This is a genomic window from Flavobacterium caeni (assembly GCF_900101895.1).
Lineage (GTDB): Bacteria > Bacteroidota > Bacteroidia > Flavobacteriales > Flavobacteriaceae > Flavobacterium > Flavobacterium caeni.
In genome coordinates this window covers 16,330-31,287 of sequence record NZ_FMVF01000018.1, presented here as the reverse complement: position 1 = coordinate 31,287, position 14,958 = coordinate 16,330, and the positions used below count along the sequence as shown (strand labels likewise).

General features: G+C 39.3%; 16 protein-coding genes. 7 read left to right on the top strand and 9 right to left on the bottom strand.

Annotated elements, in window-relative coordinates:
- Positions 1-3 precede the first annotated feature (3 nt).
- The 4 genes from BLP55_RS14430 to BLP55_RS14415 form a co-directional block, all read right to left on the bottom strand.
- On the bottom strand, positions 4-420 hold the full coding sequence (locus BLP55_RS14430) for a c-type cytochrome (protein ID WP_091146056.1): 417 nt from the start codon (positions 418-420) through the stop codon (positions 4-6).
- Between the two features lie 147 nt (positions 421-567).
- Positions 568-1,122 carry a fasciclin domain-containing protein gene (locus BLP55_RS14425; protein WP_091146052.1) on the bottom strand — a complete coding sequence of 185 codons (555 nt, stop codon included), beginning with the start codon at positions 1,120-1,122 and terminating at the stop codon, positions 568-570.
- Positions 1,123-1,197: 75 nt separating this feature from the next.
- Complete coding sequence (locus BLP55_RS14420; protein ID WP_091146047.1) at positions 1,198-2,439, bottom strand: hypothetical protein; 1,242 nt, start codon at positions 2,437-2,439, stop codon at positions 1,198-1,200.
- Complete coding sequence (locus BLP55_RS14415) at positions 2,439-3,026, bottom strand: Crp/Fnr family transcriptional regulator (RefSeq protein WP_091146042.1); 588 nt, start codon at positions 3,024-3,026, stop codon at positions 2,439-2,441. The genes BLP55_RS14420 and BLP55_RS14415 overlap by 1 nt, the downstream gene beginning before the upstream one ends.
- Before the next feature lie 142 nt (positions 3,027-3,168).
- On the opposite strand from BLP55_RS14415, the gene BLP55_RS14410 reads away from it, so the two are divergent.
- The 7 genes from BLP55_RS14410 (at position 3,169) to BLP55_RS14375 (ending at position 10,275) form a co-directional block, all read left to right on the top strand.
- Positions 3,169-3,546: a hypothetical protein gene (locus BLP55_RS14410; RefSeq protein ID WP_244503471.1), complete on the top strand. Its 378-nt coding sequence runs from the start codon at positions 3,169-3,171 to the stop codon at positions 3,544-3,546.
- A 161-nt stretch (positions 3,547-3,707) separates the two neighbouring features.
- Positions 3,708-4,565: a FixH family protein gene (locus BLP55_RS14405; RefSeq protein WP_091146037.1), complete on the top strand. Its 858-nt coding sequence runs from the start codon at positions 3,708-3,710 to the stop codon at positions 4,563-4,565.
- A gap of 62 nt (positions 4,566-4,627) precedes the next feature.
- Positions 4,628-6,622 (top strand): TonB-dependent receptor plug domain-containing protein, encoded by a 1,995-nt coding sequence (locus tag BLP55_RS14400; RefSeq protein ID WP_091146033.1) that lies wholly within the window; start codon positions 4,628-4,630, stop codon positions 6,620-6,622.
- A gap of 1,360 nt (positions 6,623-7,982) precedes the next feature.
- Complete coding sequence (locus BLP55_RS14395; protein WP_091146030.1) at positions 7,983-8,408, top strand: DUF6943 family protein; 426 nt, start codon at positions 7,983-7,985, stop codon at positions 8,406-8,408.
- Positions 8,409-8,631: 223 nt separating this feature from the next.
- Positions 8,632-8,982 carry a PcfK-like family protein gene (locus tag BLP55_RS14385; RefSeq protein WP_091146022.1) on the top strand — a complete coding sequence of 117 codons (351 nt, stop codon included), beginning with the start codon at positions 8,632-8,634 and terminating at the stop codon, positions 8,980-8,982.
- 2 nt (positions 8,983-8,984) lie between these two features.
- On the top strand, positions 8,985-9,854 hold the full coding sequence (locus BLP55_RS14380) for a hypothetical protein (protein ID WP_091146020.1): 870 nt from the start codon (positions 8,985-8,987) through the stop codon (positions 9,852-9,854).
- On the top strand, positions 9,820-10,275 hold the full coding sequence (locus BLP55_RS14375; RefSeq protein ID WP_091146018.1) for a PcfJ domain-containing protein: 456 nt from the start codon (positions 9,820-9,822) through the stop codon (positions 10,273-10,275). The genes BLP55_RS14380 and BLP55_RS14375 overlap by 35 nt, the downstream gene beginning before the upstream one ends.
- A 225-nt stretch (positions 10,276-10,500) precedes the next feature.
- On the opposite strand, the gene BLP55_RS14365 is transcribed toward BLP55_RS14375, so the two are convergent.
- From BLP55_RS14365 to BLP55_RS14340, 5 genes are all read right to left on the bottom strand, one after another.
- On the bottom strand, positions 10,501-10,740 hold the full coding sequence (locus BLP55_RS14365) for a hypothetical protein (protein ID WP_091146011.1): 240 nt from the start codon (positions 10,738-10,740) through the stop codon (positions 10,501-10,503).
- A gap of 25 nt (positions 10,741-10,765) precedes the next feature.
- Positions 10,766-11,734 (bottom strand): hypothetical protein, encoded by a 969-nt coding sequence (locus BLP55_RS14360; RefSeq protein WP_091146008.1) that lies wholly within the window; start codon positions 11,732-11,734, stop codon positions 10,766-10,768.
- Positions 11,735-11,745: 11 nt separating this feature from the next.
- Positions 11,746-12,141: a DUF5675 family protein gene (locus BLP55_RS14355; protein WP_091146003.1), complete on the bottom strand. Its 396-nt coding sequence runs from the start codon at positions 12,139-12,141 to the stop codon at positions 11,746-11,748.
- Positions 12,141-12,899, bottom strand: coding sequence for a hypothetical protein (locus tag BLP55_RS14350; protein WP_091145999.1), 759 nt, complete (start codon positions 12,897-12,899; stop codon positions 12,141-12,143). The genes BLP55_RS14355 and BLP55_RS14350 overlap by 1 nt, the downstream gene beginning before the upstream one ends.
- 754 nt (positions 12,900-13,653) lie before the next feature.
- Positions 13,654-14,937, bottom strand: a complete 1,284-nt coding sequence (locus BLP55_RS14340; protein ID WP_091145991.1) for a UDP-N-acetylmuramoyl-tripeptide--D-alanyl-D-alanine ligase — start codon at positions 14,935-14,937, stop codon at positions 13,654-13,656.
- Between the last annotated feature and the right edge of the window lie 21 nt (positions 14,938-14,958).

The window sequence follows — 14,958 nt, the reverse complement described above, 5'->3', positions numbered from 1 at the left end:
GACCTACTTTTTTCTTTTGATTGAAACCCAACCATCTGTTTCTAATTCGGCTTCAGTATTGGGATAAAAACCCGTTTGATTGACTTCTTTAAAAAACTGAACAAGTGCTTCTTTTTCTTTACTGTTGAAATTAAACTTCGGCATGGCTTTAACACCACTGTTAAGCATGGCTTTTAAATAATCTTCGTTTCGATTGGCATAGACATTCGTCAAATCGGGCCCAAGATAACCGCCTAGACCGTAGAGTTGATGGCACGAATTGCAATTGTTTTTCAACCAAAGATTTTCTCCTTGAATCGCTTTTTTAGACAAATGAATGTTGCCGTAATCCGATTTTGAAGTGTAAATAGTATAATTGTAAACTGAGAAAAAGACAAGAAATAGCGATACAATGAACAGATGCTTTATGAATGGTTTCATAGTAATTTGAAAATATCAATAAACAAATAGAAGAAAAAGTTGGTGTTGTTTCTATGATTTTAATCATAACAAAAAAGCGTGAATTACGACAATTCACGCTTTTCAACTTTAAAAATAGGAAGGCAACATTTGAATTAATAAGTAACTTTATTTAGGTAGTAGCACATCGCCAATGACGTGAATAATCCCATTTCCTGTAGGTATAGATGCTACTATTTCTGAGCCATTTACATAGGTCTTATCTTCTTTTTTGGTGATTTTTACTTTGCCTCCAAAAACCATATCAAACTCTTGTCCATCTTGCATGTATTCTGTTTTCAGGGTACCTACATAAGTGTGATAGCCTAAAATGTTTTCCAAATCGCCTTTTTTCTCTGGTTTTAATAAACCTTCTACGGTACCGGCGGGCAATTTGTCGAAGGCGGCATTGGTGGGCGCGAAAACAGTAAATGGGCCAGCATTGCTTAATGAGGTTACCAATCCCGCAGCTTTTACAGCGGTTACCAATGTGGTGTGGTCTTTACTTCCTACGGCGGTTTGCACAATGTTGGGAACAGAACTTTCGTCGACTACATTTTCTTGTCCGCCAGTGGTTGCGGCTGTAGTTTCAGCGGTCGATTCGGTTGCGGCTTGATTGGTTTGCTTGCAACTCATGGCAATGAATAAGCTTGCCAATAACAATGTTTGAATTGATTTTTTCATAATAAATACTTTTATATACTTTCAAATTATACCTACAAAGTACCTGATTATGAAACAGACCTTTTATGAATGCAATCATAAAAGTGGCTGTTTTTTAACTTTTTTAATAGCATAAATAGCCATGATTCCAATTCCTGAAACCAAAACAAAGGCTGCGCCAAAAAGCATTTCATTTACCAACGGAATCACGGTGTAACTAAACGATGCGATGCCTTGAACGGCTAAAATAACTTCATTCAATAAAACACCAACCGAGAAAATGATGATACCCGTTTTTATTTGTTTATTGTAATGAATCAAGCGATTCGCATAAATATAAAACAGCAAAAACAAAGAAATAACAGCCAATAAAACCAAGTGTAAATAAGCAATGACAATAGGCCTGAATCCGAAAGCCAACTGACTTAAAGCCGGAACCGTAGAGCCTAGTTGAAGTAAGAATTTAACGCTCAAGGCAAATCCAACAAAAAGTAAAATATATTTTAAAAAGTACGGTAAATTTCCCAGGAACTCCCAATTGGTTTTAACGATGATTAGTAAGAACCTAAACCAAGCATACACTTGAATAACAGCGGCAATGACACTCAATACATATATAAAAACAGGCAAGTCCCACCAAAGCGTCGATAGGAAATACGCGGGAATACAAGCCATAAAAAACAACTTAAAAACCCGCCCATAAAATAGGTTCTCACTCGATTTGATATTCAGCATTGAAAACAACAATCCCATGCAAGCAAAGAAAAACCAGCCATTATATTGAAAATGCAAGTAGTAATAAATAGATGCTAAATATTCGTTTTGATGGATGTTTTTAGTCACCATCATATAAGCCAAAGCAAAAGTGCCCAGCGAAGAAAAAACATTGAAAAACAAAGCGGCTTTAAACCAATTTATAGATAAGTCATCCTTCGCAATTCGTTTCAAATCCTGGAAATAAAAATAGGCGAAGACACAAGCTACAAATATTGAGGCTGTAGCAAAAATTATTGAAAATAACCCGTAACCCTGTATGATAAAGAACACCAACATACCGTATGCGCAGACCAAATTGGCGGTTAGTATTTTCTTGTATTTATTAGAAGTTGTATTGGCAGTTCGCGTTGTTTTATTTTCTAAAAACAAAATCATCAAAACCATTAAAGTATGACTAATCCAACCGGTAAAAGCAAAATGTGAATGCGAATGTTGCAGGTGTTTTTGATCTAAGAAAGGAAACTCGAAACCAATTTTGTAGCGCATTAAAAGTCCTAACAAAGCAACTATCAGTAAATTTATTAAAGAAAATTGCAACCAAAACTTACTTTTCAAAGGCATCAGAAATATATTTTATGATTGTTAATTTCGATTTTGTTTGTTGCTTTCATTTTTGCAAATGCCCTGATAACGGTTTCGACTCTCAAGCCGGTAAAATTGGCAATTTCCTGCCGCGTAAACGGAACCACCTCTTTGCAATTACCAGAACCTTTTTTGTGCGCATTCAAAAATGCTAAGATTCTAAATTCGGGTTTTTGGTTGATGATGTCTTTAGACGTTTTTGCTTTACTATGGATTCTCTTGGCCATGAGCTGCAGAAATTGTTTTTGGATACCGGGATATTCATCAATGATTTTTAAAAATTTATCTTTAGAGAGTTTGATGATTTTAGAATCCTGAAATGCCGCGGCTGTTGATGGATATTTTTCGTCTATAAACAAAGGAGGTTCTCCAAAACTTTGGCCCATTGCAAAATAACCTTGTGTAAATTCCTTTCCATCATCATTAGAATTGAACATTCTCACACATCCTTCAATAATCTGATAATAGAAATTGGCCGCTTCATCTTCAACAAAAATCACTTCGTTTTTCTTGTATTCTTTAGCTATGGCTCCCCAAGAAAAGAGTAAATCTAAATCTATTTGCATCGTGAATGAAGTGTTTTTAAGCTGAAAAGTCTTTGTTTAAAAGACATTGGTACTTATGGTTACAAAATTAATTTTTCTAAAGTTACTAAAACTATGACCAGAATCATATAACGAACCCCGTTTTCGACTGTAACTTTGTCTTATGAAAAAAGTGATTCTCATACTGGTTTTCGCCATAATTCTCAAGCCTGTTTTTCCAGTAATAGAATACGTGACCAACTATGATTATATCGCTAAAGTGTTATGTGTTAACAAGGCTGAGCCTAAATTAGAGTGCAACGGGAAATGCCATTTGATCAAAGAATTGGCCAAAGCATCAGAAAGCGAAAAGCCAATTCATTCTAACAAAAAAGACAATTCGAGACAAGAAGTTGAGATTTTATTCTTTCAAGACCTCATTACATTAGTTGCGACACAATTTTTTTTTCATAGTAAAACTACTATTGGAGACAACTATGCCAACTTATACTTTCACACGGTAAGTTGCTCCGTTTTTCATCCACCTGCAAAAATAGCCTAAACTATTTGGGCAAAGAACACTTCTTGTAAGTTGTAAGCTATTCTTTCTCAGTTCTAAATCAATTTTTCAATTCTTAAAAGGAGTTGACGGGATTTCCACATCCCAATCGTTTTGAAAAGCAATTTTTCAGGCACCTATTCTAAAAACTTTAATCAATAAAAATGAAAACATATTTAAACAAAATATTCGCCATTGTATTTATGGCTTTAGCATTCAGTTCATGTTCTAATGATGATGATAATGTGGTATATCCAACAGCTAATGAACTAGAAGGCTTAACCAAATTCAAAGAAATTAGTAACGACACCCATACCATCGAATTATTCTCGCACACTGGCGCAACGCAACAAGGGTATAATGAAATTAAATTACGAATAAAAGACAAAACAACCAATCAATACCTAAAAAACGCTACGGTTTCATGGATGCCAAAAATGCACATGGCCATGATGACGCATTCTTGTCCGTATTCAGAAGTAAAAAAAGTCACAGCCACCGGAACCTTGTATGAAGGTTACATCATGTTTCAAATGGCACAAAATGAAACCGAGTATTGGGATATAGAAATTGATTACACCGTTGACGATGTTTCGTATACCGCAACTTCAGTAGTCGATGTTCCTGCTTCAAGCCAAAGAACAGTCAATACCTTTATGGGCGCTGATGGGGTAAAATATTTAGTAGCTTATGTAGCACCCGAGCATCCTAAAGTGGCGGTGAATGACATCGTAGTTGGCGTATGGAAAATGGTTGACATGATGACCTTTTCGGTAGTTGATGGCTATACTGTAAAAATTGACCCGAGAATGCCCAGTATGGGAAACCACAGTTCGCCAAATAATGTAAACGCTACACAAGCTACAGTTGGTGGTTTGTATAATGGCAAATTATCCTTGACGATGACAGGCTATTGGAAAATCAACCTACAATTGGTTAAACCGGACGGAACTGTTGTAAAAGGAGAAGCCATCGCAGACGGCATTACTGAAAGCAGTATCTTTTTTGAAATAGAATTCTAATTTGGGTAATATAAAAAAGGTCAAATTCAGTTTGGTTTTTGACCTTTTTTAATGATTCAATCATGAAAAAAACAACCTTTACCTTATTGTCACTGCTTTTGTTTTCAGCTATTTTGGCCCAAGAAACTAAAAAAGATAGCCTGCAACCCATCCAAATGCAAGAGGTTATTGTTATTGGAAACAAAGCACAACTCGCGAGCAAACAATTTAAAATACTAACGTCTATTGACGACTATTTACAAAAGTCAACAAAAATCGACATGATCAAACGAGGCGCATATGCTTGGGAACCGCTAATCAATTCGATGCCCACCGAACGAACGTTAATCACCATTGATGGGATGCGAATTTTTGGTGCTTGTACCGATAAAATGGATCCAATCACCTCATATGTTGAAGTGTCCAATTTATCTGAAGCCACGATTAGCTCGGGGCAAGAAGGTGCTTGTTATGGCAGTACTATTGGTGGCTCTATCGATTTGAAAAGAACCAGAACTAATTTTAAAACCCAAAAATGGAATACTAACTTCACTACTGGTTTTGAAACCAATAACCAACAAAAAATTATGGGCTCAGCGATTAATTATGTCGATAGTTTGGTGTATGTTGATGTCGATTTTATGTACCGCGATGCCGAAAATTATAAAGCCGGAAATAACAAAGAAGTGTTGTTTTCTCAATTCAAAAAAAGAAACTTTTCAGCGACTTCAGGTTTTAAATTAGGAAAAAATAAACTCGTTGAGGGTTCATTAATTTACGACAAAGCCACCGATGTAGGCTATCCGGCTTTACCGATGGATGTTTCGATAGCAGAAGCGATTATTGCTTCCTTAAAGTATGAATATGCTCCGCTAAAATCTATAATTACCCATTGGGAAACCAAAGCATATTTCAACACCATCATGCACAAAATGGATGACACCAAACGACCATTTGTTCCCGTGCACATGGATATGCCGGGTTGGAGTAAAACCTACGGTTATTATTCAAAAATTACAGCCATTAAAGGCAACCACCATTTTTTGGTCAACCTAAATTCATTCTACAATAAATCATTGGCAGAGATGACAATGTATCCGGAAGACCCTAATGAAAAACTCATGTTTATGCTGACGTGGCCAGACGTAAGTACTTTTTACAATGGTGCGTTTATAGAAGATCAATACAGTTTGAATTGCCATTCATTCCTTAAGTTTACGGCTGCTTTGGGCAGTCATACTAACAAAATTGAAAGCGAATTTGGATTGAACAGTTTGCAGATTTTCTATACCAATATGAAGGCGCAAAAAAATCGTTTCTTAAAAAGCATTTCTTCCAATTACAATTATGCAAAGCACAGTGTTTCCTACGGATTTGGCGCCGCTTATGGCGAAAGAGCACCATCGGTTACTGAAGCCTATGGCTTTTATTTGTTCAACAGTTTTGAAAATTACGATAACATCGGCAATCCTGATTTGAAAAATGAAAAATCAATCGAAGGAAATGCTTATTTAGGGTTCAAGAGAGAAAAAGTGAATCTAAAAATTGCAGCTTCTTACTTTCATATTGCAGATTATATTGTCGGGAAGCCTGATTTGAGTCTGGTTCCAATGACCATAGGCGCAACAGGCGTGAAAATATACACATCACTAGAATATGCTACCATTATTAATGTCAGTTTTACGTCTGAATATCAATTTTCAAAACTATTAAAATGGAATATACAATGCGTTTACAGCCAAGGGAAAGATCATGAAAATGTAAACTTGCCATTTATAAGTCCGCTACGGTATGCAACATCATTGCTTTATACAAAAGAAAAACTTTCTGCAGAGATAATTTTTCAAGGCAATGCAAAGCAAACCCATTTCAGTTCAATTTACGGAGAAGATGAAACACCTGATTATGCGATTATCAATATGAACTTGGGCTATAAATTCAACCTCAATAAAAGTAAAGTACATACAAAATGCGGTGTCGAAAACATACTGGATACTTATTATTCAACCTATTCCGATTGGAATAATTTCCCAAGACCGGGAAGGAGTTTTTTTGTAAATCTTTCGATAGGTTTTTAATAAAAGTGTATTTTGTCAAGATTTAGCGACTGCAAAAACTGAAAATGCACCACGAAATAAAGCATACTCAACTAATAGAAACTATCCTTTACATAAAGGATCAGGTATAAAGCAATGCGTTTCACCACAATATTTTAAGAAAAACTGCCGAGCTATATGTTTCGGGAATGACTGAATTTATATTGGCAAAGGACTGAAAATTAGGTTTGTTGCACTCCATCCCAACGCTCGCAAAAATTACCGTCACAGTTATTGGTGCAATAACACGTACACTGCGTGACTTGCGCCGGTAATTTTTTCCCCCAAGCTTTTTTACATAATGTTGCATTATAGGCGCTATTGGTGAATGTCTTTCTAATGATGCTTTGTCAGCGCCTATAATAACATTATGCAAAACAGCCACGCACATCCTCCTAACCGGAACGCAGGTCGCCGCTCCAGGGCAACTTTTGGGCTGGAGTAATTGTCTAACGAGAAAATTAGATTAGCCCAAAAACCACCCTTCGCGTCGCCCAAATTCCCCGTAAAAGTATCCGTCTATAACTCGGTAAATTCTTCTTTCGCTCGGCGTTTCTATCTGAGCATCTTGGTCAATCCGCAAATGCGACAGCATTCACGAGCACAGATAAAAATCAATAAAAATCCCGCGAGTAAACCCCGCCACCCCACAGCGGTTTTAAAAAAAGGTTTTAGGAATGTTCTAAAAGGCAATAAGTGCTGTAACGTTTCCCAATCGATTATCCATTATATCGATTGTCTTTCCATCCAATTAAATATCCAGCACCCATTGCCTTGCTAACGAGAGTAAAGAGTGCCGCTTTGTGATGCTTAGAGACTTCACGGTAATATTGTTTTAGCCACAGCCTGAAAAAAACCAGGCTGCGACAAAAAACAATATTGGGACATCCGTTGGTGGGCATCACAAACCGGCACCCTTTACTTGAGATCCTTGCTAAAAACCTTTTTTTAAGCGTTAATTACCCCGGTTTCGTCAAGACAGGAACATTCCGTTACACGCTCAATATTCAAAATCTCGATCAACCAATTTTCCCAATCTAAACTGCATAAAGCATAGTGACAAACAGCTGCTGATTGCTCTGTTCTTCTTCATTACAGTAGAAAAGTTGTTCCAAGCAATTTTTTAAAACAAATAAGATAAAAAGAAAGAAAAGGTCAGCTACGGTTTTCAAAAAAGCAAGTTCAAGCCCTACGGGTTTTCAAAAAAATCTCCACCCTCAAGGGGTAGTATTTTTTTGAAAAAACTTGCTTTTTTGAAAATCCTTCGCAGGATTGGATGGCTTTCTTTTTCTCTTTTTTCTTTTAAAAATGTGTGCTGTTTCGCCACGAAAAAATTAAAGCCATGCAAAACCTAATGATTAAATCCCACAAACCAAACCAAATGTATTTAGGCAACTACATTTTCATTTTGAACAAAGGTCTCAACAGCGGTAAACCAATGCACGAGCCTTGCCCAAACTGTTTCGTCCTCATTTTCCCGACTGCGGAAGAAAAAGAATCCTATTACTGGCTTTCATATAGCCTTTGGAAAGCGAAATTCTGGCATTTGTACCTCGTCGGTTCGGTCATTCCATTTCTGCGCATCTGCGATTTTAAGAAAGAATTTGACAATAAAACCCGGTCGATGCTACAGGAACACGACGAGCATTTAAAAAGCGTAAAGGCGTTGCGATTGCTCGAACAAAAGGAAGCACAGTTCCATAAAAATTTGGCACTTATAAATGATATGAAACGTGCAATTCTTTATCGCTACATCAGCAAAAAATAACCTTAAAGCCTAATATCATGACACTTTTTATTCTATACCAAACAGACAATTGGAAAACAAAATCCTCACGAGTTTTTTTCGGAGTGTTTGACAGCCGCGCGAAAGCACAGGATTGTGCAAAATACAATCGATTGCAAACCAACGATTCTAAAATTGTAATTGAAGAAGTAACACTGAATCAATGCCTTTAAAAACCAAGATATAAACGCCAAAAATTGAAATTATGGAAACTACAAATGACCCATTCAAAGAAGCCATTACAAATCATCTGCAAGAAGTCGCAAGCAAAGACGAATTGTTTGCAAACACATTATTGAAGCCAAATAAAAACCTCGATGATTGCGCCACATACATCCTAAACGAGGTAAATAAATCAGGCAGGCAAGGCTTTGCAGACGATGAAATCTACAATATGGCAATTCATTACTATGATGAAGATAGCATTGAAATCGGTGAAAAACTGTCAGCGAGAATCGTCGTCAACCATTCACTCGCTGCACCACCGAAACCGACATATACCACAGCCAAAACAGCTACGACGAAAGCAGACACAAACCAAATTTCACTTTTTTAGCCATGACACCAAAAACAAAAATTGAATTGAAAATCGTAGAACTTAGTAAAAGTCTACCGACAATCACCATGAAATATCACAGACAGGCATATGCCGACTGTTTCGATAGACTTGCCGTGCAATCGCGAAATACAATTTTCTGCCTTGAATGTGGTAATAGATGGAAGTGTCTGGATAATAATGAAATTAAGACTACCACCTGTAAACAATGCCGAAAAAAGTTGATTTTCACAGACAGTTACAATAACGGACTACGTGAAACCGACTACTACCAAGTGCTTACAACCGCCGGAGAATTTCAAATTGTTCGGATGGTCTGCATTACAAAATGGATGAAAAAGAATCAAAAATGCGGCTATTTTGCCCACGAAGTCATGCAGATTTTTATTGATGAAAACGGTCGAACCCGAACCCTGTCAAAGAATGTTATGGGCATGTCACAATATTTCGACCAATGGATTGTCGGCAGTACATTAACGCTCAAACAATGTGAGAACAGTAATCGGTTTAATTTGAAACCAAGTTTTATTCATCCTGTGATGCAAATTTTTCCAAAACTGAAGCGAAATGGTTTCGATGGAAATTTTCACGGAATTGCGCCACAGTTATTGTTTCGGGAAATCCTTAAAGACAATATTGCCGAGACATTACTAAAAAGTCAGCAATTTGATATGTTATATTACCACATTCGCAATACAGCCATTAAACAAACAGATAGATATTGGAAATCGCTGAGAATCTGCAACCGCAATTCTTATCAGATAAACGATGCAAAACTGTGGGTTGATTATGTTGATTTGCTTGACCATTTTGGCAAGGATTTGAGAAATCCGAAATATGTTTGCCCCCCTAGATTTGGAAGTGGCACATAATAAATGGATGGTCAAAAAACAGGACGAAATTATTAAAAGCACATTTGAAGAAAAGAAAAAGCAAATCGCTAAAAATCAAAAGAGATATTTCAAAACCAAAAAGCAATTCTTTGGCTTGGTATTTTCCAACGAACACATTTCTGTCAAAGTGATTGAAACTGTAAAGGAATTTCTCGAAGAGGGCTGTATTCACAAACATTGTGTTTTTACGAACGAATATTACAAGAAAGACAATTCTTTAATTCTGTCCGCGAAGGTAAAAGGGATTCACATCGAAACCGTACAGGTTTCATTAGAAAATTTTGAGATACTGCAATCACGCGGCAGGGGCAATAAGGCTTCCAAGTACAATAAAGACATTATCGACCTTGTAAAAAGAAATATGCACCAAATTGGGGCAAGAATGAAAAAAGCATCCTAAAAACACAAAAGCCTGATCTTTACAGACCAGGCTTTTCATTTTGACTTTGCCGACACTTATTTCTTTTTAGATTTCGTCAACCATTTAAGCAGTAAGGTAACGACAAAGCTTGAAGCCGCCCCAATGATTGCCAACAATACGGTTTTGGCAATATCTTCGGAAAGGATGTTGGGCATCATGCTCAACAAAGTTCCCGAAGCGGTTCCTATTTTTAAGGAAACTGAATTATCCACCGGATTTTTTATGCAGTTTCAAACCTAAAGCTTCTTCGTCAACAGTAACCAGACTGACTGCCATCAGGACAGCCCCCGCACTGGCTACGTGTTTGACGATTTCAAGAACAACTCCCGCAGTCATATCGCCGCCGATCAGCACGCCGCTTGCAGTAGTCAAGATCAAGCCGATTAATCGCAGCTTTTTAAAGAAACTTGGAGTTGGTGCTGCTGCCCTCTGAAAAACATTCATGACGTTTCGCTTTTAATTTGAGGTGCTATTGGCGAGGTGCGCCTTGCGCACCGCCAATGTCAGGAAATCCGTTAATTACACTCGCTGCTCTCGGCACATAATTACCGCCAATATCGTCAACAGATGCCAACATCAGCGGACGCGATGATGGCACAGTTTGCCCACCGATTTCGAACTGTCGTGGCGCGGTTTGGCCACCTCCAATTTCGACTGAAACAAATTGTCTGTTTTCACTTCCCGGAGTTGTCTGACCACCAATTTCGAATTGTCGCGGTGCGGTCTGAGTACCGCCAATTTCCATTAATTCCCTCGGAGCAGTTTGGCCGCCTCCAATTTCATTTATAACAAGTCGTCTGGTTTCATTTCCCTGAGTAGAATTTCCACCGATTTCGAAATCGAAGTTAGCATCCGAAAAATCATAAACTGAGTATTGTACAGCAGAATTTGCGATTGGAAAGTACGAAAATTGACGTGCGTTAAGCACATCATTTTCAATATCTTCTCCGTGCGGAATTGCGTTGACAAAGATCTTACGGGTTTCATTTCCGCCGCCGCCAATTTCCATACAATGGTACGCAAAACTTCTCGGCGCAGAATTACCGCCAATCGGATCGGAACTTTTATGGTAGCCACGCGGTGCAGTTTGCGATCCGCCGATTTCTTCAGACCGTCTTTCGGTCTGACGCGGCGCAGTTTGTCCACCGCCGATTCCGCCGATATTTGCAACAGTATAAGATCTTGGTGGACTTTGAGTGCCGCCAATATCATTGCCGGACATTAAAGGCGATCTAGGCGCAGTTTGACCACCGCCAATTTTAGATTGGTTATGCGACACAAAATTTCGAGGTGCAGTGCTGCCGGGACCGTTCCCTCCAATTTCTGCTGATGTGTAAGGTCTAGGTGCATTTTGAGAGCCGCCAATCAGGATTCCAAAAAATGCAATAAATAAAAGTACAGGGTACTTCGCGTAGTGTAAAAATTTAATTGTTTTCATGATAATAAAAATTAAGATTTGATGATGATTAAAACTTTTTTGCCTTTGTCCATCTCCTGATAAACCAATGTTTTCAGTTTGGAAAAAGCCTTTCGGGACATCAGGCCTAAGCCAGCTCCCGAGATTTTTGTAACCGGAGCGATGCAGCCATTGAGTTCTTTTAAGGCATTGTTTGCAGGATGAAAAAGAATAGCACCGCGATTCTTAACCTGTGTAATTTCAATATGCCATTTAAACTTTTTGCTGTACCGCTTCTCAAGAAGATATTTCCCTTCCGGAATGCACGAAACTTTCGATTCGTTGTTTTTCCACGGAAGTTCAATCGTGTTGCAGATGATTTTTCCATTGCATTCGATCTGTCCGTTTGTTCCATTAGGGAAATAGGTTCTTTTTAAAGCCAGGACCATTACAATCCGCTTACGTTGACCAATGCCAATGGGTTGAACGCACCATTTTTCAACGCATACATTTGCGCGTTTACTTCTTGGTAGAATTCAATTCCCAAAGCTAAAAACAAAGGCTTGGTGCTTGCGGCTGTGACTTGGTTAGTATGTTGCACCGCAACTGTCGCGACCGCATTCCACGGCAAAATTGCCGTTTCAGACGTTTGTACCACAAACGTTTCATTTTCAAAATCAATCTCGGCACCGCCTGAGATAATCTTGTAATGCGTAGTTCCTGATGGCGCTGCAATCATATTGATCGGAATGAACGGCGCAATTTCCAAAGTGATTTCACCAGAAACCCTGTCAATCGCACCCACAAAAGGGGCATACAACGTTGTGCCGAGCTTGCCACGAATGTTGAACTCAAAGCCCAAAAGCAATTCCGCCTCACCGTCAATCACGTTTCTCAATCCACGCTCATTAACAGCATCCGCTTGAATAACCTTGACCATTTGCTGCGTAAGCCGTCCAACCATTTTTCCGTCCGCAGAGTTGATCAATAAACCTCTAAGCGCAGTCCTGAGCATTTTGCCCGCCTTTCCGGCACGGCCAAACTCAGCACCATTCTCACGCGTTCTCTGGAACGCGGGGTCACTTTCAATCCTGCTTTTTTCAATTCCTCCTTTCTCGCGGGCAAGGTGCCCGTCTTGCGAAGTCTTGTAAAAGGTAATATCGCCGATAGTACCTTTCAATTTAATTATGCCTTTCTGTCTTGCCATAATCGTAAAACTTTGATTAATAATTCTGTTCGTTACTCCATCATTTTCAGAATCGTTGCAACTAATTTTTTGAATGATTTAATCAAAGTTTATAGCAATGGCGGGGCATTACAATGCGTCATTGTCCATAGTGGCACATAATTGACTATAAGTACCAATAATTGCACATTGCCATTTCAGGAAATTATCTAGATTTGTAAGTATAGTTGAGGTAGGGCAAAGCCCTACCAAAGGCATAGATAAAGTATCAATTGTGCAAAATGGGAACTAGCAGCGGTAGAGTGTGCATGTACCCGAAAGACGTTCAACGCATAATGGGAAAAGAATACACCCAGGCAAGGAGGTATTTAATCAAGATAAAGAAGCATCTGAAGAAAGAAGATCATCAATATATTTCGGTCGAAGAATTTGCGAAATATTCAGGACTTCCTGTAGAAGAAGTTTTGCGTTGTATGTTGTAGGGAAAGAGGAAGCAGAATATGTCTTCTGAACCTTTAAACACAAACCGAACTAGTTCAATAACCAGTCCAAAAAATGGTACAATAGCGCAGATATTATTTGCATTTGTAGATCGAAGTGCGTAAATTTATAGCATAAGATTTGAAGTTATTTGTTGTCAAAGACACAAATTCGAGACCCTTAAAATTTAGACTTCAGTATGTGTTGATATAAACGGGATTGCAACTATGGTTCGAATCCCTCATCGCCCACAAAAAAGCAGGATTTTCATCCTGCTTTTTTTATTTCCTTACTTTCAAAGTTCTTCTAATAGTCGTTCGAGCGCCATGCCGCGCGACCCTTTGATCAGTATCAATGCATCTTTTGGCGTATGGTTCTTGACGGCTTGGGCCAACTGTTCAAAATCTTCAAAAAAAGAAAAACCTTCTTTTGCGACTTTGCTCGCGTGAAAATCCTTTCCTACCAAATAAATCTTACCCGTGGCCTTTTGCGCCAGTAAATCGACGATCGATTGGTGCTCGGCAAGGCTTTCGGTGCCCAGCTCGAACATATCGCCTAAAATCATGATTTTATTCGGTTTGTCGAGTTGAACGAAGTTCTCGATGGCCACGGCCATGCTGCTTGGGTTGGCGTTGTAGGCATCGAGGATGATTTCGTTTGTGCCTTTGGTCAAAAGCTGCGAACGATTGTTCTCGGGAATGTAGCTTTCGATTGCGGCTTGGATCGCGGCGTCGTCAATATTGAAATAACGGCCTATCGCTATGGCGGCGTTGATGTTGTTGGCGTTGTAGAGGCCAATCAAATGCGATTGGATCTGCAGGCCATCGACCAGCACTTCGACAAACGGATTGGCCTTGACCGAAGTGATGTTCACGTGCGCAGCTGATTTTCCGACGCCAAACGTGTACTTGTTCATGGCTAGCGTCTTCTCGACCTGGATCGTATCGTCAAGATTGACAAAAGCGGTCTTATCATTGGACGCCAGGTAATCATACATTTCGCTCTTGCCTTTGATGACGCCTTGCACGCCACCAAATCCTTCAAGATGCGCCTTCCCAAAATTGGTGATGTAGCCGTAATCGGGCTTCGCGATCCCGCACAAGAATTCAATTTCCTTCTGGTGGTTGGCACCCATTTCGACGATCCCTATCTCGGTGGTCTCATCGAACGAAAGCAACGTGAGCGGTACGCCGATGTGGTTGTTCAGATTGCCGATGGTAGCCTTGGTCTTGAACTTTTGCGACAACACCACGTTGATGAGTTCCTTGGTCGTGGTCTTGCCGTTGCTACCCGTAAGCGCCACGATAGGCAACCCCAAGTAGTCACGGTGGAATTGGGCCAACTCCTGCAATGCGACCAGGCTGTCGGGCACCAACACGGTGCGGTCGTCGATGTGGTACTGCGGATTGTCGATAATGACATACGAGGCGCCTTTTTCGAGCGCTTCCTGCGCAAACGTATTGGCATCGAAGCGTTCGCCTTTGAGCGCCACGAACAGGCAATGCGGCGCAATCTTACGCGTGTCGGTCGATACGCCCGAACATTGCAAAAACAAATTATGGAGAAACAAAGTGGTCATAGGCTTAAAAAATAAAAGCCC

Coding starts and splice junctions, on each gene's coding strand:
- BLP55_RS14430 (WP_091146056.1), bottom strand. CDS start 420: ATGAAACCATTCATAAAGCATCTGTTCATTGTATCGCTATTTCTTGTC.
- BLP55_RS14425 (WP_091146052.1), bottom strand. CDS start 1,122: ATGAAAAAATCAATTCAAACATTGTTATTGGCAAGCTTATTCATTGCC.
- BLP55_RS14420 (WP_091146047.1), bottom strand. CDS start 2,439: ATGCCTTTGAAAAGTAAGTTTTGGTTGCAATTTTCTTTAATAAATTTA.
- BLP55_RS14415 (WP_091146042.1), bottom strand. CDS start 3,026: ATGCAAATAGATTTAGATTTACTCTTTTCTTGGGGAGCCATAGCTAAA.
- BLP55_RS14410 (WP_244503471.1), top strand. CDS start 3,169: ATGAAAAAAGTGATTCTCATACTGGTTTTCGCCATAATTCTCAAGCCT.
- BLP55_RS14405 (WP_091146037.1), top strand. CDS start 3,708: ATGAAAACATATTTAAACAAAATATTCGCCATTGTATTTATGGCTTTA.
- BLP55_RS14400 (WP_091146033.1), top strand. CDS start 4,628: ATGAAAAAAACAACCTTTACCTTATTGTCACTGCTTTTGTTTTCAGCT.
- BLP55_RS14395 (WP_091146030.1), top strand. CDS start 7,983: ATGCAAAACCTAATGATTAAATCCCACAAACCAAACCAAATGTATTTA.
- BLP55_RS14385 (WP_091146022.1), top strand. CDS start 8,632: ATGGAAACTACAAATGACCCATTCAAAGAAGCCATTACAAATCATCTG.
- BLP55_RS14380 (WP_091146020.1), top strand. CDS start 8,985: ATGACACCAAAAACAAAAATTGAATTGAAAATCGTAGAACTTAGTAAA.
- BLP55_RS14375 (WP_091146018.1), top strand. CDS start 9,820: ATGTTTGCCCCCCTAGATTTGGAAGTGGCACATAATAAATGGATGGTC.
- BLP55_RS14365 (WP_091146011.1), bottom strand. CDS start 10,740: ATGAATGTTTTTCAGAGGGCAGCAGCACCAACTCCAAGTTTCTTTAAA.
- BLP55_RS14360 (WP_091146008.1), bottom strand. CDS start 11,734: ATGAAAACAATTAAATTTTTACACTACGCGAAGTACCCTGTACTTTTA.
- BLP55_RS14355 (WP_091146003.1), bottom strand. CDS start 12,141: ATGGTCCTGGCTTTAAAAAGAACCTATTTCCCTAATGGAACAAACGGA.
- BLP55_RS14350 (WP_091145999.1), bottom strand. CDS start 12,899: ATGGCAAGACAGAAAGGCATAATTAAATTGAAAGGTACTATCGGCGAT.
- BLP55_RS14340 (WP_091145991.1), bottom strand. CDS start 14,937: ATGACCACTTTGTTTCTCCATAATTTGTTTTTGCAATGTTCGGGCGTA.